Origin of the sequence: Burkholderia sp. Ax-1720 (assembly GCF_011753035.1) — a bacterium.
Taxonomy (GTDB): Bacteria; Pseudomonadota; Gammaproteobacteria; order Burkholderiales; family Burkholderiaceae; genus Burkholderia; species Burkholderia gladioli.
In genome coordinates, this window is record NZ_VWWK01000056.1 from 1 (window position 1) to 16,916 (window position 16,916).

14 protein-coding genes and 1 pseudogene are annotated in these 16,916 nt (G+C 70.0%); 10 read left to right on the top strand and 5 right to left on the bottom strand.

The annotated features are described in order from the left end of the window. Positions 1–156: pseudogene (locus F3J18_RS17735) on the top strand (glycosyltransferase); the annotation flags it as partial. Positions 157–426: 270 nt separating this feature from the next. On the opposite strand, the gene tssA reads toward F3J18_RS17735, so the two are convergent. Further along, positions 427–1,500 carry a type VI secretion system protein TssA gene (tssA, locus tag F3J18_RS17740; protein ID WP_166913525.1) on the bottom strand — a complete coding sequence of 358 codons (1,074 nt, stop codon included), beginning with the start codon at positions 1,498–1,500 and terminating at the stop codon, positions 427–429. Positions 1,501–1,959: 459 nt separating this feature from the next. On the opposite strand from tssA, the gene F3J18_RS17745 reads away from it, so the two are divergent. From F3J18_RS17745 to F3J18_RS17765, 5 genes are all read left to right on the top strand, one after another. After that, on the top strand, positions 1,960–2,511 hold the full coding sequence (locus F3J18_RS17745) for an RNA polymerase sigma factor (protein ID WP_166913526.1): 552 nt from the start codon (positions 1,960–1,962) through the stop codon (positions 2,509–2,511). Then, complete coding sequence (locus tag F3J18_RS17750; RefSeq protein WP_166913527.1) at positions 2,508–3,464, top strand: anti-sigma factor; 957 nt, start codon at positions 2,508–2,510, stop codon at positions 3,462–3,464. Before F3J18_RS17745 ends, F3J18_RS17750 begins: the two co-directional genes overlap by 4 nt. A 120-nt stretch (positions 3,465–3,584) precedes the next feature. Further along, a complete protein-coding gene (locus F3J18_RS17755; protein WP_166913528.1) occupies positions 3,585–4,652 on the top strand; it encodes a catalase family peroxidase in 1,068 nt (355 codons plus the stop codon). A 265-nt stretch (positions 4,653–4,917) separates the two neighbouring features. After that, positions 4,918–5,832, top strand: coding sequence for an anti-sigma factor (locus F3J18_RS17760; RefSeq protein WP_166913529.1), 915 nt, complete (start codon positions 4,918–4,920; stop codon positions 5,830–5,832). A gap of 290 nt (positions 5,833–6,122) precedes the next feature. Beyond that, on the top strand, positions 6,123–6,986 hold the full coding sequence (locus F3J18_RS17765; protein ID WP_166913530.1) for a DMT family transporter: 864 nt from the start codon (positions 6,123–6,125) through the stop codon (positions 6,984–6,986). Positions 6,987–7,739: 753 nt separating this feature from the next. On the opposite strand, the gene F3J18_RS17770 is transcribed toward F3J18_RS17765, so the two are convergent. Together F3J18_RS17770 and F3J18_RS17775 are read right to left on the bottom strand one after the other, a co-directional pair. Continuing rightward, positions 7,740–9,119: an SLC13 family permease gene (locus F3J18_RS17770; protein ID WP_166913531.1), complete on the bottom strand. Its 1,380-nt coding sequence runs from the start codon at positions 9,117–9,119 to the stop codon at positions 7,740–7,742. 33 nt (positions 9,120–9,152) lie between these two features. After that, entirely contained in the window at positions 9,153–9,488 is a 336-nt protein-coding gene (locus F3J18_RS17775) for a hypothetical protein (protein ID WP_025098264.1), read from the bottom strand. Positions 9,489–9,654: 166 nt separating this feature from the next. On the opposite strand from F3J18_RS17775, the gene F3J18_RS17780 reads away from it, so the two are divergent. Then, positions 9,655–10,569: a helix-turn-helix transcriptional regulator gene (locus tag F3J18_RS17780; RefSeq protein ID WP_166913532.1), complete on the top strand. Its 915-nt coding sequence runs from the start codon at positions 9,655–9,657 to the stop codon at positions 10,567–10,569. A 26-nt stretch (positions 10,570–10,595) separates the two neighbouring features. Here the strand turns inward: F3J18_RS17780 and F3J18_RS17785 are convergent, their stop codons facing one another. Then, positions 10,596–12,008 carry a PLP-dependent aminotransferase family protein gene (locus F3J18_RS17785; protein ID WP_098151607.1) on the bottom strand — a complete coding sequence of 471 codons (1,413 nt, stop codon included), beginning with the start codon at positions 12,006–12,008 and terminating at the stop codon, positions 10,596–10,598. Between the two features lie 168 nt (positions 12,009–12,176). Here F3J18_RS17785 and F3J18_RS17790 point away from each other — a divergent pair, with 168 nt between their 5' ends. From F3J18_RS17790 to F3J18_RS17800, 3 genes are all read left to right on the top strand, one after another. Beyond that, positions 12,177–13,460 (top strand): hydroxymethylglutaryl-CoA reductase, degradative, encoded by a 1,284-nt coding sequence (locus tag F3J18_RS17790; RefSeq protein WP_025098267.1) that lies wholly within the window; start codon positions 12,177–12,179, stop codon positions 13,458–13,460. A gap of 97 nt (positions 13,461–13,557) precedes the next feature. Beyond that, positions 13,558–14,106 carry a hypothetical protein gene (locus F3J18_RS17795; RefSeq protein ID WP_240156405.1) on the top strand — a complete coding sequence of 183 codons (549 nt, stop codon included), beginning with the start codon at positions 13,558–13,560 and terminating at the stop codon, positions 14,104–14,106. Then, positions 14,103–15,482 carry a tripartite tricarboxylate transporter permease gene (locus tag F3J18_RS17800; RefSeq protein ID WP_025098269.1) on the top strand — a complete coding sequence of 460 codons (1,380 nt, stop codon included), beginning with the start codon at positions 14,103–14,105 and terminating at the stop codon, positions 15,480–15,482. The genes F3J18_RS17795 and F3J18_RS17800 overlap by 4 nt, the downstream gene beginning before the upstream one ends. 116 nt (positions 15,483–15,598) lie before the next feature. Here F3J18_RS17800 and F3J18_RS17805 read toward each other — a convergent pair whose 3' ends face one another. Continuing rightward, complete coding sequence (locus tag F3J18_RS17805) at positions 15,599–16,591, bottom strand: alpha/beta hydrolase (protein ID WP_166913533.1); 993 nt, start codon at positions 16,589–16,591, stop codon at positions 15,599–15,601. Positions 16,592–16,916 lie beyond the last annotated feature (325 nt).

Below are 16,916 nucleotides of genomic sequence, written 5' to 3' on the forward strand. Positions count from 1 at the left end.
GTGATGATCGAGGCGATGGCCTGCGGCACGCCGGTGATCGGCTTCAATCGCGGCGCGGTGCCCGAGGTGATCGAGGAGGGGTTGACGGGCTTCATCGTGGAGGACGAGATCGGCGCGGTGGCGGCCGGCGAGGACGTGGCCGTGATCGAGCGGGAGCCGGGACGCGATACGGTGCGCCGCACCGTGCCGGCGCAGGAATTCGACGGCGCCGGCGAGGCGCGCCTGGCGCCGGCCGCGGCCACGAAGCTGCCGGGCAAGCGGCGCGCGCGGGCCGCGAATGCCGGGCGCGCGACCACCTGGCTGGTGGTGCTGCTCGGCATGGCCTTCGGGGTGGCCGCGGTCTACTGGTTCATGATGATGAGTTGAGCGTGACCGATGCGAAGCGGGCCCGGGCCGGGCCTCGGCCGGCCCGGCTGGCGCGCCGGCTCAATCGGCCTCGGGCCCCGACAGCGTCTGCAGCTCCGACAGCCCGCCCGGCGCGATATCCCGCAGGACCTCGACGAAGCTCTTGCCGACCAGGCGCCGCGCGCGCTTGAGCAGGATCGGCAGCGGGCTGGACGGCTCGATTCGTTCGTAATACTCACAGATCTCGTCGAGGCGGCGGATCACGTCGTCATGGCCCGAGATCTTGCCGGGCGGCGGTGCCGCGGCCGCGGCTGCCGCTGCCATATCGGCCGGCATCTCGCCGTCGGCGCCGTCCGCCTGCGCGGCGGCGGCCAGCTCGGCGGCGCGCTCGGGAAAGCGCCGCAGCAGTTGCGCATCGACGAATTTCCTCAGCTCGGCGATATCGGCGGCCAGCAGCCCGAAATCGGGGCTCGCGGTGCCGAGCCGCTCGCGCAGCAGGGCGATCAGCGCGTTGGCATGATCCTGCGCGGCGGCCAGCAGCTCGGCCGCTTCCGGCAACTGTTCCTCGGGGCAGTCGAGGCAGCAGGCCTCCAGGTCGACCAGGGTCGGCGGCGGCGAGCCGTCGGCCGAGGGCGCGGCGGTGATCGCGCCGGTCGCCACCCGCAGGTCGCGCAGCGAGAAGCGGCCGAGTCGCGGCGACTGCACGAAGGGCACCACCCGGAAATAGGCCAGGGTGCCTTGCGGGTCGCCCAGCGGCATCACCGCGTTGACGCGCGCGGTCGAGTCGTTGTCGTCCTCGGCGTCGAGGCGGGGATGCACGTCGTCCCAGTAGCGTTCCAGCAGCTCGCGCACCAGGGCCAGACCCGAGGCCCAGCCCGCCAGGCCCTGGCGGCGCGTGCGCGCGGCGGTCAGGTGCACGGCCACGCGCAGGTCCTTGGTGCGCGCGAACAGCGCCTCGGCCGCTTGCGCGACCTTGTCCCAGTCGGGCTCCTGGGCGGCCTTCAGGCTGTCGCCCATGGCGCGCTCGGGGGTGGGCATGGCGATCCGCTCGAGATCGGTGAAGGCGGGGTCGTATTCGAGATCGGGGCCGGTGGGCGCCGCGTCGTCGATCGCGGCGAGCAGCGGGTTCGGGTCGGTCGAGTCGGAAAGGGTCATGGTGGCTTCGCTCCGGTCCTGCGTGACGGTGCCCCGAAAACAGGGCGCTCCATGCAGAACGATCGATGGCGATGGAATATTCCGGCGCATCGCGTGTTCTGTCATCAAGTCGAAAGCCAAACGGCATTCCATGCCGCGTTGAGCCGAATTCATGTATCTACAACCGAATCGCCGCGCCAGCCTGGTGCACGGCGGCCCGGATCGTTTGGCGTCATGCAGTCGAATTGTTTAGTTGGCCGTAAGCTGCCGGGGCGGATGTCGCGCCCGGCGCGGCTTTGGGACGATGGATGCCGCTTGCGAATGTCACGGAAACTGCCTATGTTGTCAGTTCGTTCTTTTTGTTTTGCAACAGCAAACGTTAATCGGACGTTGTACAATCCGCGAGCCAGTCAACCAGCCGGAAACGGCCAGTTTTCGCCCGGTGTGCCAGCCGGCAATCCTGTCTTCAGCCAGTCAACCATGTCAACAGCAGATGTCGAGAGTCTGCCCAGTCTGCTGCCGGGCATGTTGCCGCGGCTCTGGGCGTTCTCCCTGCGCCTGTGCGGGAACCAGCACGACGCGGAGGATGTGCTCCAGCGCGCCTGCGTGCGGGGTCTCGAACGCGCCCACCAGTTGCAGCCCGGTACGTCCCCGCTGAGCTGGATGTTTTCGATCGTGCATTCCACCTGGATCAACGAGCTGCGCTCGCGCAACGTGCGCAGCCGCTCGAGCATGGAATGGGACGACAACTTCCTCGAGACCGTGCCCGATCCGGGCGCGCGCAATCCCGAGGAAACCTTGATGAACGGCGAGATCGTCGCGGCGGTCGAGCGCCTGCCCGAGGCGCAGCGCATCGTGATGCTGCTGGTGGCCGTCGAAGGCCTCAGCTATGCCGAGGCGGCCGAGGTGCTCGGCGTGCCGATCGGCACCATCATGAGCCGCCTGTCGCGCGCCCGCCAGACCATCGGCGCGCAGTTCGGCCAGCGCGAGGCGAGCCCCCGTTCCACCGCCAACCAGCGAGCTGCGCGATGAAGATCGATGACGCCAGCCTGTTGGCCTATGTGGACGGCGAACTGACGCCGCAGGAAAACGCCCGCATCGAGGAGGCGATCGCCGCCTCGGAGGAACTGGCCTCGCGCGTGGCCATGCTGCGCGCCTCGCAACTGCCTTATGGCGAGGCCTTCGACCAGCAGTCGCTGCCGCCGGTGCCGGAATCGCTCACGCGCAGCGTCGACGAACTGATTCGCCGCCACCTGGCCGGCGAGGGCGCGTCGGCCGGGGCACCGCAGGCGACGGCCGCCGCCGCGAACGCCGATGACGAGGATTCCGAAGCATCGCTGGGACCGAACGTGCATCGCCTCAAGCCGCGCACGCGCAGCCTGCCGAGCTTCTCCTGGCCGAAACTGGCGGTGGCCTTCGTGGCCGGCGCCTTCTGCTGTGGCTTGGCCCTGCAGTTCGCGCCGCGCCTGTCGGGCGGCGGCGGCTTCCTCGCCGCCTCGAACGATTCCGGCATGACGCCCTGGATCAAGGCCGCGGCCGGTTACCAGCAGCTCTATTCGCGCGACACCATCGCGGCGCTGCAGCCCGACATGGGCGCGACCGCCACCACCGTCGCCGACATCCACGATAGCGACAAGCTGGCCCTGCAGATTCCCGATCTGCGCAGCCAGGGCCTGACCTTCAAGCGCGTGCAGCGGCTGCGTTTCCACGACAAGCCGCTGGTGCAGATCGTCTACCTGCCCGAGCAGGGCAAGCCGGTCGCGCTGTGCGTGCTGAAGGAGGCCAAGGCCGATGCCGCGCCTTCGAGCGCGCAGGTGGAAGGCATGTCGGTGGTGTCGTGGCGGCGCGGCCAGCTCGGTTATGCGCTGATCGCCGCGCCCGGCGACGTCGATCTCGATGCGCTCGGCAAGCAGCTCTACAACGGCCAGGTGTCGACCACCATCAGCGCCGCCGATACCGGGGTGCATGAGCGCTCCGCGTCCTGAGCAGGCTGTCCTCGACGGGAGGGAGCCGGCCGTGGCGCTAGCCGCCACGCCGGCCGCTTCTTTCGTTCTTCCGCGCGCGGCTGCGCGCGCCGATCGGGTCGCGCTCGCGGCCGGCGATCGATGATGCCCCCTCGTTCCGATTCGCGTGCCGCGGCGCCGCGCGGTTTCTCGCTGGTGTGGCGCTGGGCGCTCGTGCTCGGCGCGCCGGCCCTGCTGGTCGGCTTGCTCGCCTGGTGCGGCGGCTGGCTGAGCGGGCGTTTGACGGCCGCGCGCATCGTCGACGCCTTCGAGGCCACCAGCACCCCGCATCCGGGCTTTCGCCGCAATCACGCGAAAGGCATCTGCGTGACGGGTCATTTCGACAGCAACGGGCGCGGCGAACTGCTGTCGCGCGCCAGCGTGTTCGCGCCGGGCCGTTATCCGGTGGTGGGGCGCCTGTCGATGCCGGGCAGCGAGCCGGGGCAGGACGACAGCGCCGGCATGGTGCGCAGCTTCGCGCTGCGCGTGAGCTTGCCGCATGGCGCCGACTGGCGCCTGGCGATGAACTCGGCGCCGATCTTCGCGGTGCGCACGCCGCAGGCGCTCTACGAGCAGTTGCGCGCCGACGCGCGGGACCCGCGCACGGGCCGCGCCGATCCGGCCAGGATGCAGGCCTTCCTCGCCGCGCATCCCGAGGCGCGCGCGTTTCGCGCCTACGTGGAGCGCCATCCGCCGTCCTCGCGTTTCGACAACGCCACCTATTACGGCATCAGCAGCTTCGTGACCAGCGATGCGCACCGGATCCGCCGCCACGTGCGCTGGGAGGTGGTGCCCGAGGCGCCGTATCGGCCGGTCGACCTGCGCGAGCAGCGCGACCCGGATTTCCTCGCCTACGACCTGGCGATGCGGCTCGCGAACGGCCCGCTGCGCTGGCACCTGGTGCTGAACGTGGCGATGCCGGGCGACCCGCTCGACGATTCGACCCAGGCCTGGGCACCTTCGCCGCGCCGGCTGCGCATCGATGCCGGCAGCTTCGTGATCGAGCATGCGCAGGCGCAGCTCGACGGCCCCTGCCGCGATATCGTGTTCGATCCGACCATCCTGCCGGACGGGCTCGCGCCTTCGCGCGATCCCTTGCTGGCCGCGCGCTCCTCGACTTATCGCGAATCCTACGACCGGCGCACGCGCGAGGAGGCGCGCGCGCATTGAGGCCGGGCGAGGCGCGTGATGCAGCGCCCGCGAGCATGCAGCGATGCGCGCAAACGGGCATCATGCAAATTGCTTGGCGATGCTGAAGATCGTCCTACGAATACCGGCCCGGCAGGCAGGGTCGGAAAGCTGTTCCGCTTCCCTGTTGATATGCTCATAAAGCGGAACTATGGTTATCATAGAGGTTTGCTAACAAGACCGGCCGGTCGGTGATGTTACCGATACAAACGGTCTACCTGGGCCCACCTGAGTTTCCTCTTCGTCCATGAAACCCGACGACAGCACATTGATCGCGTATGCCGACGGCGAGCTCGATGCGGCCGGCGCGGCATCGGTCGAGCAGGCGCTGGCCGAATCGTCCGAGCTGCGGGAGAGCGTGGCGCGCCTGCGTGCGTCGCGCCTGCCGTACCAGGACGCGTTCGCCGCGCAGAAGCTGCCGCCCTTGCCCGATGCGCTGCGCTTGCGCATCGAGGCGATGGCGAGCGCCGCGCAGGCGCAGTCGGCGGCGGCAGCAGCCCAGGCTCAGCCGCGCGAACAGGAAGCGGTGCCGGCCTCGGCCAAGGTGGTGCCCCTGCCGGCGCGGCGCAATCGCCCGATGCTGTGGCTGGCGGCGGCCTTCGTGGCCGGCGCGTTCTGCGCGGGGCTGGTGCAGCAGTTCGCGGCCGGCGGTTTCGGCGCCGGCAGCGGCCCGAGCTTGGCGGCCGGCGACGCGAAGAAGCCGTGGATCAGCGTCGCGGCCGACTACCAGCAGCTCTACACGCGCGATACCGTCGCGAACCTCACGCCCGATCCGGCCGTCTCCGCGAAGATCGTCGGCGAGATCCGCAGCGACGACGGCATCCGCCTGCGCGTGCCCGACCTCAGCATGGCCGGCATGCGCTTCAAGGCCGTCGACCGCCTGCGCTACGACGGCAAGCCGCTGGTCCAGATCGTCTACCTGCCCGAGCACGGCGTGCCCGTCGCCTTGTGCGTGATGAAGGATGCGCGGCCCGACCAGGGCATCGCCAAGCACGAGATGCACGGCATGACCGTGGTGGCCTGGCGCCAGAACGAGCTGTCCTACGCGCTGATCGGCAAGCCCGATTCAGGCGATCTCGAGGCCATCGCGCGGCAGATCTCCGGCAGCCATGTCGATGCGATGTTCGCGGTGCGCGAGGCGCGCGTCGATTTTCTCGGTTGATGTTCCGAGCCGGCCGCGTGTCCTGCGCGGCCGATGCAGCACCTTCCCGTCGGTTTCCCCTCCCTTCCTGATGCGCGTGTCGCCGATACGGCGACAGGGTCTTTCTCGTCCGCTCGCCCAGGACGCCGCTGCCGCGCGGCTGCCGGCCTTGTGAGAATTTCTCGTGAGCCGCGTGCTTGCCGTGGCTGCGCGCGCGAATCGATACTGGCGGCCGGGCCAATCCGGTGACGGCGATGGCGAGGCAAGCACCCATCGTCGCCGTCATCGCCTCGCGCGGAGAGAACAATCACATGGCAATCCTGATGGGGCTGATTTCGGCCCTGTGCTGGGGCAGTACCGACTTCATGGCGGGGCAGGCGGCGCGCCGGGTGGGCGTGACGCGCTCGCTGTTCTACAGCCAGTCGATCGGCTTGCTGCTGCTGAGTGTCGTGCTCGCCTTCCATCCCGCCTGGCTGCGCATCGGCGCGCTCGATGCGGGGCTGCTGGTGGCGATCGTCGCGGCGATCTGCAATCTGGCCGCAATGGCCTCGCTGCTCAAGGCCTTGTCGATCGGCAAGGCCTCGGTGGTGGCGCCGATCGTGTCGCTCTATGGCGCCGTCACCACCTTGCTGGCGATCCTCGGCGGCCAGTCGATCACCGGCCTCACGGTGATCGGGCTGGCGCTGTGCGTGGCGGGCGCCAGCCTCGCGGGCATGGCGAAGTCCGCCGGCGGCCAGGCCGAGGCGCCGGCCTCGATCGGCTTCGCCCTGCTGTCCGCGCTGATGTTCGGCCTCGGCTTCTGGCTGCAGGGCGCCTTCGCGGTCCAGCGGCTGGGCGTGGCCAGCGCGCTGTGGGTCTACTACCTCACCGCGGTGGCGATCCTGTTGCTGCTGCTGGCGCGGCGGCGCGCTCTCTCGGCGCCGCCCGCCTCGCTGGTGGCGCTGCTGCTGTCGATCAGCCTGTTCAGCCTGCTTGGTTTCCTCTCGCTGGCCTTGGGCGCCGCCACCGGGCAGGTGGCGATCGTCACCGTGCTCAGTTCGCTGGCCAGCGCGGTGACGGTGCTGCTCGGCTTCGTGATCCGGCACGAGCGGCCGAGCGCGGCGCAGTGGCTGGGGATCGCGGCGATTCTGGTGGGGGTGGTGCTGCTGAAAGTGACGCCGGCGGCGTTTGCCTGAGCCAGCCCGATGCGCGGCGCGCGTGCCACGCGCCCGCTTGCCGCCTGGGCGCGCAATTCATCCCCATTTTCAGGAGAAAGCGGGCCGAATCCGGCGAGACGTCGCCTGGCTTGGCGGCCGCGGCGCCCTGCCGCAGCCAATCTGTTGCGAAAAGGGTATTGCCTGTTGCAGTGCAGCGAGCGATCCGTATAATACGGGTTTTCCCCTAGGCACTAACCCTGAGGTCATCATGAAAGCTGCGACTGCATCGACTCCTGCTCTGGTCCAATGGTTTACCCAACTGCGCAGCGGCCTGGCCCGCGCGTGGGAAATCCACGTCCGTACCTGCGAACTGATCGCCGAAGCACACCGCCGCATGTAATGGCGGGCGGCTCGGCCGCCGGCGGGGCGATACGGAGCGGCGCGGCGTTTGGCTGCGACGGCGTATCGAATCCTCGTGGTACCGAAGCCGCGTATCGAGTCCGGAGCTGAATTCGGGTTCCGGGCTCCGCGCAGTCCAGGCCTTGCTCGCCATGGCCTGCGCCAGCCGGTAGCGCGAAGCTTGCGCGCTGCCGATCGTCCCCGCCGGGGCAGCATCCTCTCGATGGATGCGGCGCGAACCGGCAACCGCTCGACGATCGGCCGCGACGGCAGCGGGCAGGGCAGCCAGCCTCGCCTGCTTCGCGCAGCGGCGTTTTTCCCGCATCGCCCAGTTCCCTCGTCGAAGGAACGCATCCCATCGCCGCGATCACACGCGGCATCCCCGCTTTCCCTTCACAGCACCCCGAGCCATCGCCACCACAGCGCGTTGAACGGGATCACGCACAGCACGCCCAATCCCGCCGTCACCACGCAATAGCGCAGCGCCGCGCGCCGCTCCAGCCTGGCCAGCGCGATGCCGAACACGATCGGTGGCGACTGGTAAGGCAGCACCGTGGTCGCGTAGCCCATCACCTGCGCCAGCAAGCCGGCCTTCAGGTAGACACTTTGCGCGAGCGCTTGCGAGGCGATCGGTACATAGAGCGCCGGCTCCGCATTCGAGGTGACCGCGAAGCACAGCAGGATCGACAAGGCGCTGAGCGCGGCATAAGCGAGCATCGGGCTGTCGCGCAGCGCGTCGAGCGCGGCCATGCCCGGCAGGCGCGCACCGAGCTGGTCGGCCAGGGCCGTCAAGCCGATGATGGCCGCGATGAACCACAGCAACTCCATCTTCAGCGAGGCCGTGAAGCGCTCCAGGGCGTCGGCGGGCGAACTCGCGAAATAGACCAGCGCGAAACCGAGCCCGATCCAGCCCGGCGCGACGTGGTGCCAGGCATCGCTGAACCAGCCCGCCAGCGTGATCGCGAGCAGCGTCATGGCATGCCATTCGCGGCGCGACAGCGCGGCCGGCGGCGTGGCGCCCGCGCCTGTCGTGTCGATCCGATCGGGAAACAGCCGCCAGGCCGCGAGCACCAGCACGGCGCCGCGCAGGATCGCGCCGGCCGGGAAGAACCAGGCGAGATAGTCGGAGAAACGCAGCCGCAGCCCATGCGACTGCTCCAGGATGCCGGCCATGATCACGTTCGGCAGGTTGGCCGGCAGCACCGCGGCGGCCAGCTCATAGGCGCCGACGATCACCAGCAGCAGGATGCCGCGCCGGCCGTTCGACTCGGTGCCGAGCCCGACCGCCTCGCAGTAGCCGAGCGCGATCGGCACCAGGATCGCGATGCGCCCGAAGGTCGAGGGCATCACCAGCGAGAGCGCGAAGCCGAGCACGGCGAAAGCCATCAGCGCGCGCGGATAGGAGGCGCCGATGCGCCGCGCCAGCGCGCCGCCGAGCCGCGCGCTCAGGCCGCTGTCCTTCAGCGCGAAGCCGATCGCCACGCCGCTGAACACCAGCCAGAACGCGCTGGACCCGAAGCCCGAGAAGATCGCGGCGGCCGGCACGCGGGTGCAGGTGGCCGCGAGGAAGAAGAACAGCAGCGAGACCCACAGGCTGGCGATCGCGTTGGTGGCCCACAGCACGATGCAGGCGAACACGATCGCGACGATGCGGGCGTCGTGCGGGGCCAGCGTGCCGCGCGCGGCGAGCATCGCGATCGCGCCCAGGCCGGCCGCGAGCAGGGCGAGGGCGATGTTTGCGCCGGTGTTCAGGGTGGCGAGTCTGGCCTGCATGGCACTCCTGCTGGAAAGGGTGGTTGTCTATTTTTATAGACAATTGAGACAAAAATCGGCGTGCGAGAGATTGGCGGCGAAGCGGTTCAGGGCCTCGAACAGGGCCGCGTCCGAGCGCTCGCTCGCCTCGTTCAGCTGTTGCGCCTCGGCATGCAGGCGAGTCAGGAACGCGTGCATCGTGGCCGCCTGCACGGCCACGCCGTCCTGCCGCTCGGCGAAGGCCGCCGCGGCCCGCGCGATCAACAGCAGCGCCGCCGCCTCGCGGCCCGCGCGGCCGGCCGCGTCGCGGCAGCAGGCCTCGAAGGCCTCCAGCTCGGCGAAACCGGCGATCTCGCGCGCCAGCCATTGCACCCCTTCGGAAAGCTTCATGGTTTGCCCTTGCTTGTGCCTGTCGTCTAAATATTTAGACTAACTGCGGCAAGCAGCGAATGCAAGCGCCGTTTTTCGGGGCACGAGGAAGCCGGGCCGGCACGTTTCGCGCGGCGCTTTCGCGTAATATCGTGCCGTTTTCCTTTCCGAGCCCCCAAGGTCCCGCATGCCCGCAGCCGGTCCCCGCAAGAAGCGTCTTCGAGGCGCACGCTTCGATTTCGACAGCATCGGCGAGCGCCTGCGCGCCTACCGGATGGCGGCCGAGCTGCGCAGCGAGGACCTGGCCGAGCGGCTCGACATCTCGCGCGCGGCCGTCTACAAGCTCGAGCGCGGCGAGATCGTCAAGATCGACACGCTGGAGCGGCTGGCCACGCTGTTCGGCGTGTCGCTGGCGAACCTGCTGGGCGTGGAGGTCGAGTACCACGACTCGGCGATCAGCTATTTCGAGCGGATGCGGCAGATCGAGCGGCGCTCACGGCGCATCGTCGCGCACTTCGATCCCTTCTCGTTCCTGCTGACCTCGGACGATTACGCCGGCTGGCTGCGGCGCATGCTGGAGGAAAGCGTGCCGCCGGCGCTGGCCGACGCGGCCTGGACGCAGACGCTGTCGAAGGTGATGGCGATCCTCGACGAGCGCAAGGCCGCCTACCGCGCGACGCCGCTGGACGTGACCAGCCTGATCGGGCTGCGCCAGATCGAGCAGTTCCTGCATCACGGGCTGGTGGGCCGGCTCGGCCTGCCGCCGGGCGTGCAGCTCGAACGCAAGCTCGCGGCGCGGCGCGAGGTGATGCGCATCGTCGGGATGCTGGAGGACGAGACGGCTGGCGTGAGGATCGGCATCGTCGCCGACGCGCTGCCGAACGAGACCTTCCAGATCTTCGAGGGCGAGCACGAGGCGCAGGTCGCGGTCTCGCCGTTCCGGCTCGGCGAGCTGCCGAACATCCGCACCGGCATCGCCACCATCACCACTTCGGGCGATGCCCTGGCGATGTACCGGCGCATGATCGACCGGCTGTGGGCCGACGCGGCGAAGGGCAAGGCCGGGGCCAAGCTGCTGCGGGACTTGCTGGAGCGCGTGTAGGCGGGGCGGCGCCAGCGCGCCTTCGCTCAGCCCACCGCCTTGAGCGCCGCCACGAAGCGCTTGTCCGCCAGGTAGGCCACGTTGAAGCGGCAATAGGCCGAGAGCCGGTCCGCGCCGGGCGCGAACACGGCACCGGGCGCGAGGATCACGCCGCGCTCCAGCAGCGCCTGGGCGAGCTGCATCGAATCGGGCCAGCCCGGCAGCGAGGCCCACAGATACAGGCTTTGCTCGCTCTCGCGGAAGATCTCGGCGCCCAGCCGGCGCAGCGCCAGGATGCCGGCCTCGGTGGCGCGCCGCAGCTTGTCCTGCAGGAAATTCGTATGACGAAGGAAATGGCCGTCGCTGACGATCGCGTCGAGCGTGCGCTCGCAGTATTCCGAGCTGCTCACGTGCATCAGCATCTTGACGTCGGCCAGGTCGCTGGCGAGGCCCGCCTCGCAGGCCAGGAAGCCCACCCGCAGCGCGGCCGACACCGATTTCGCGAAGCTGCCCACGTAGATGGTGCGGCGCAACTGGTCCAGCGTGGCGATGCGCGTGAGCGTGCGCGGCTTCAGGTCGGCCAGCGCGTCGTCCTCCACCAGCATCAGGTCGTGCGCCTCGGCCAGTTGCAGGATGCGATGCGCCTTGGCGGCGCTGGTATCGGTGGCGGTGGGGTTGTGGCCCACCGACTGCGTGAAGAACAGCCGCGGGCGATGCTCGGCGAGCGCCGCCTCGAGCGCGGCGATCGAGGGGCCGTCGGTCTCGCGCGGGATCCCGACGATGCGCGCGCCGCTCAGCTTGAGCTTGCCGAACAGCGGGTAGTAGCCGGGATCGTCGACCAGCACCGCATCGCCGGGCCGCACGAAGTAGCGCAGCACGATGTCGATGGCCTGGTTGGCGCCGTGGGTCAGCACGATCTGCGCGGGCTGCGCGTCGATCTCGTAGCCGGCCAGCTTCTGCTGCAGCGACTGGCGCAGCGGCAGGTAGCCGTAGCGGCTGCCGTAGCGGAACAGCGAGGCCACGCCGGTGCGCACCACGCGCTGGTGGTAAAGGTCCAGGCGCGTCTTGGCGAGCCAGTCGACGGGCGGGAAACCCTCGCCCAGGTTCAGCACGTTGGCGCTCTCGTGCAACTGCTCGCGCATCAGCCAGACCACGTCCATCGCACGGTCCAGGGTGGTGGCGCTGCCCTCGCTCTCGGCGATGGCAGCGGCCGCCGCGCCGTTGCCGCCGCCGGGCCGCCGGCAGACGAAGAAGCCCGAGCCGCGCCGCGGTTCGATCAGGCCGTTGGCGGTCAGGATGTCGAAGGCGCTGACCACCGTGTTCTTCGAGCAGCCCGAGGCATCGGCGTATTCCCTGATCGAGGGCAGCTTGCTGCCGGCCGGCAGGATGCCTTCCTCGATCTGTCTGGCGAGATTGTCCGCGATGCCCTCGGACAAGGTGGTTCCTGCACGCCGTATCATCGCGTCCGCTCCATCGGGCCGGCGCACTGTGCCAGGTACAGTGCATCGAGTGTTGTGGGGAACTGTACCTTTCATTAAGGTACAGCGCGCCTATTATTCGTCCATTCGAAGCGGCCCCGCAACACCGGAAAACGCGAGGCCGCGCCACCCGACATGGAGACGCCCGCGATGCCCATCGATTCCGCCCTGCCCGATTTCCGTTCCCTGACTCCCGCCGAGCGCCTGGCTCGCATCGCCGCGGCCGCCGGCCTCGACGACGCGCAGCACGCGCTGCTGGCCCGGCCCGGCGCGCTGCCGATCGAGGTGGCCAACGGCATGATCGAGAACGTGATCGGCACCTTCGAGCTGCCGCTGGCGGTGGCCGGCTACTTCCGCATCAACGGCGAGGACGTGCTGGTGCCGATGGCGGTGGAGGAGCCCTCGATCGTCGCGGCCGCCTCCTTCATGGCCAAGCTGGCGCGCGAGGCGGGCGGTTTCCGCACCTCCAGCACCGGGCCGCTGATGCGCGCCCAGGTGCAGGTGCTCGGCATCGACGATCCCTATGGCGCGCGCCAGACCATCCTGGCCGCCAGGGACGAGCTGATCGAGCTGGCCAATGCGCGCGACGCGGTGCTGGTGAAGCTCGGCGGCGGCTGCCGCGACATCGAGGTGCAGGTGTTCCCCGACACGCCGCGCGGCGCGATGGTGGTCGCGCACCTGATCGTCGACGTGCGCGACGCGATGGGCGCCAATACCGTCAACACCATGGCCGAGGCGGTGGCGGGGCGCATCGAGGCGCTCACCGGCGGCACCGTGCGGCTGCGCATCCTGTCGAACCTGGCCGACCTGCGGCTGGCCCGCGCGCACGTGCGCTACTCGGCGGCCACGCTGGCCACGCGCGAGTATTCGGGCGAGGCGGTGATCGACGGCGTGATCGACGCCTACCTGCTGGCCGCCGTCGATCCCTATCGCGCGGCCACCCACAACAAGGGCATCATGAACGGCATCGATCCGGTGATCGTCGCCACCGGCAACGACTGGCGCGCGGTGGAGGCGGGCGCGCATGCCTATGCCAGCCGCGGCGGGCGCTACACCTCGCTGACCACCTGGGAGAAGGCCGCCAACGGCGACCTGGTCGGCACCATCGAGCTGCCGATGCCGGTCGGGCTGGTGGGCGGCGCCACGCGTACCCACCCGCTGGCGCGCGCGGCGCTGCAGATCCTCGGCGTGCAGAGCGCGCAGCGGCTCGGCGAGATCGCCGCGGCGGTCGGCCTGGCGCAGAACATGGGCGCGCTGCGCGCGCTCGCCACCGAAGGCATCCAGCGCGGCCACATGGCGCTGCACGCGCGCAATATCGCGATCGCGGCCGGCGCGAGCGGCGCCGACATCGACTGGGTCGCGCGCAAGATGGCGGCCGCCAGGGACGTGCGCACCGATCGCGCGCTGGAGCTGCTGGCCGGCCCGCGCGACTGAGCGGCGGCCCGTCGTCGGAAGGCGCGGGCACATAACCAGGCGGACCGGGGATCCACCCCGGCCGCGACGGCAGCTTGCCTGCCGAAGGAGGAGACGCATGAACGAGATGGGTGGCAATTCCGCCGCGCTGGCGGCCGTGTCCGCGCGGCGCGCGGTGGCGACCGAGACGGCGGCCGAGACGGCGACCGCGGCGCCGCTGGCCGAGGTGTGGGGCGATACGGTCGACCTGCGCCATCTGGGCTGGTCGGTGGCGATCGGCGTGGGCGTGGCGCTGGGCGCCTTCCTCGCGGGACGCGCGCTGCTGGCGCCGCTGGTCGCCGATCCGCAGATCGCGCGCGCCTACGCGATGCTGGTCGGCCTGGGCGGCTGCCTGGCGGCCGGCGTGATCTGCGCGAAGCTGTTCGCGCCCAAGCGCGTGGTGGTCGAGCAGGTGGTGGACGAGGCGGCGCGCCTGCGCGTGCTGGCCCAGCTCGATGCCGAATCGGGCGGCCTCGGCTCGCTCGAGGACCTGAGCCCGGCTGCGCGCGCCGAGATGGACGAGCTGGGCCTGACTGCCGTGTTCGCCGCCTACGAGCGAGGCGCGGGCCGCGCCGCCGCCGAGGCGGGCGCCGCTGCCGCCGCAGCAAAGCCGGGAGCCCGCTCATGACCCCGCTGCTGTCCGACTTCTCCGTGGCGCTGGCGATGGGCCTGCTCGGCGCGATCGCCTTTGCCGCGATCGGCCTGGTTTCCGGCACCGACGAGACCACCACCATCGCGCCGCTGACCCTGCTGGTGGCCCTGCTCGGCGTGCCGCCGGCGGGCGTGTTCACCTTCTTCCTGGCCGGCGCGGTGGCCAAGCACATGACGCACGCGATCCCCACCGCGCTGCTCGGCATTCCCGGCGACACCATGGCCGCGCCGCTGCTGCAGCAGGCCACCGCCTTGCGCGCGCTCGGCGTGCCGCATATCGCGCTGCGCAAGATGATCTCGGGCGCGATCGTGGCGGCCTGCGTGGCGGTGCCGCTGGCGGTGCTGTTCGCGGTGCTGCTGGCGCCGTTCGGCGGCGCGATCTCGAAGGCCGCGCCCTGGGTGTTCCTGGCCGCCGCCTGCGTGATCGCCTACGCCTCGGCCGGGCGCTGGGCCTGCGTGCTGCTGCTGGTGCCCTTCGTGCTGCTGATCGTGGCGCTGCAGACGCTGACCGGCAAGTACGGCGTGAAGCTCTCGGTCAGCTACTTCCTCGGCATCGCGATCGGCCCGCTGATCGCCGACCTGTTCGCGATCCTCTCGCCGCCGGCGCGCCGCGCGATGCGGCGCGAGGGGCTGGCCACCTTCTCGCTGGCGCCGGACCTGAAGGGCTGGCGCGGCTGGTTCCCGAACCCGCTGCGCATCCTCGATCGCAGCCAGGCCGGCTGGACGCTGGGTACCGCCGCGCTGTCGAGCGCGACCTTCGTGTTCAGCCCGGTGGCGATGACGGTGGTGGCCGGCGAGATCGTCGGCGCGCGCGTCAAGCATGCCTATCCGCGCCTGACCACGGTGATCGCCGCGCGCAACGGCGTGACCGAGGCCACCTATATCGCCGAGGCGCTGATCCCGCTGATCGCCTTCGGGCTGCCGCTGAGCCCGGTGGCGGCGGGACCGGCCGCGCCGCTGTTCAATGCGCCGCCGCGCTTCTTCGTCGACACGGCCGGCGGGCAGGTCCACAACCTGCACACGCTGATGTCGGCCTGGGCCTTCCTCGGCTACGGGTTGCTCGCGGTGCTGCTGGCCGCGCTGATCGCCTATCCGCTGGCGATGAACTACGCGCATCGCGCGGCATCGTTCGTGGCGCGCAAGCTCTCGCACGAGGCCATCATCGCCACCTTCTCGGGGCTGATCGTGGTGATCGGCGTGTGGGAGGGCGGCCTGGCGGGGCTGGCCGTGATCCTCACGGTGGGGCTGGTGGGCGGCGTGCTGTCGAGGCTGTTCGGCTTCAATACCGGCGTGCAGTTCATGGGCTACTACGCGGCCGTGCTCGGCGTGCCGGCCTTGATGAAGCTGGTGTAGGCGAGCGCCGTGTCGCGTGCACGGGGCCCGGGCGGCGGTGCCGCGCACGCGGGATGCGCGGCGGCACCGCCGCCCGGAGTATGCCGCCGCGGCCCGGTTTGCCGGCGGCAAGCCGCTCAGCGCGTGGCGGGCACGTTGCGTTTCAGGAATGCGCGCATCAGCCGGCCGATCTCGGCGCCGTCCTCCTCCAGCGCGAAATGGCCGGTATCGAACAGGTGCAGCTCCGCCTTGGGCAGGTCGCGCAGATAGGCGCGCGCGCCGACCGGCGGGAAGGCCTTGTCGTTCTTGCCCCAGACGATCAGCATCGGCGGCTGGTACTCGCGGAAATAGGCCTGCCACTGCGCGTATTGCGCCACGTTGCTGCCGTAGCTGTAGAACAGGTCCAGCTGGATCTCCTGGTTGCCGGGGCGGTCGAGGTAGGCCTGGTCGAGCGTCCAGGTGCCGGGGTCCAGGTGGCTGAGCTCGCGCGTCCCGTCCACGTAGTGCCAGCGCGTCACCTTCAACTGCAGCAGTTGGCGCAGGCGCTCGGCATTGGCCTCCGAACGATCGGCCCAGTAGGCCTTCAGCGGCTTCCAGAAATCGCCGGCGATGCCCTCCTCGTAGGCGTTGCCGTTCTGCGCGACGATCGCGGTGACGCGCTCGGGATGCGCCGCGGCGATCCGGTAGCCGACCGGCGCGCCGTAATCCTGCACGTACAGCGCGTAGCGCGTCAGGCCGAGGGTTTCGGTGAACCCGTCGATCACCTTGGCGAGATTGTCGAAGGTATAGCTGAAGCGATCCGGCGGCGGCATGTCGCTCTGGCCGAAGCCGGGATAGTCCGGCGCGATCACGTGGTAGCAGTCGGCCAGTTGCGGGATCAGGTTGCGGAACATCTGCGACGAGGTCGGGAAGCCGTGGAGCAGCAGCACGGTGGGGGCGTTCTTCGGGCCGGCCTCGCGATAGAAGATCTTCACGCCGTTCACGTCGAGGGTGTGATAGCTGACGGCATCGGCGCTTGCCGCGGGGGCGCCGGTCGACGCGACGGTGCCGGTGGCCTGCGCGGCGGGCGAGAGCGTGGCGAACGTGAGGGCGCAAGCGGCGGCCAGGCCGGCGAGGGTCGGGAATGTCATCGTGAAGGCTCCAGGGGCGATGTGATGGAAAGGAAAATCGTGCCGAGTTTGATTTGCATGACGAACTATTGATCCGTCATGCCGGCCGCTGAAGGTGGTCCGTATCAGCGTCGATCGTGTACCCGACGTCGTGCCGGCCATGAGGCCGTCACGAGAAATGGATGCGGGGACAACCAACGAGGCTGAAGCGCCATGATTTCCTCAGGACCGCGCGATCCAGGGATCGGATCGCATGGAGAGGAAGTCTAGGGGCGCGAAGGACTTGCAGGAATACGCCGGGGAGCGAATGGATCGTTCGCGAAACGCGAAGAATGGCGGCGGGGTG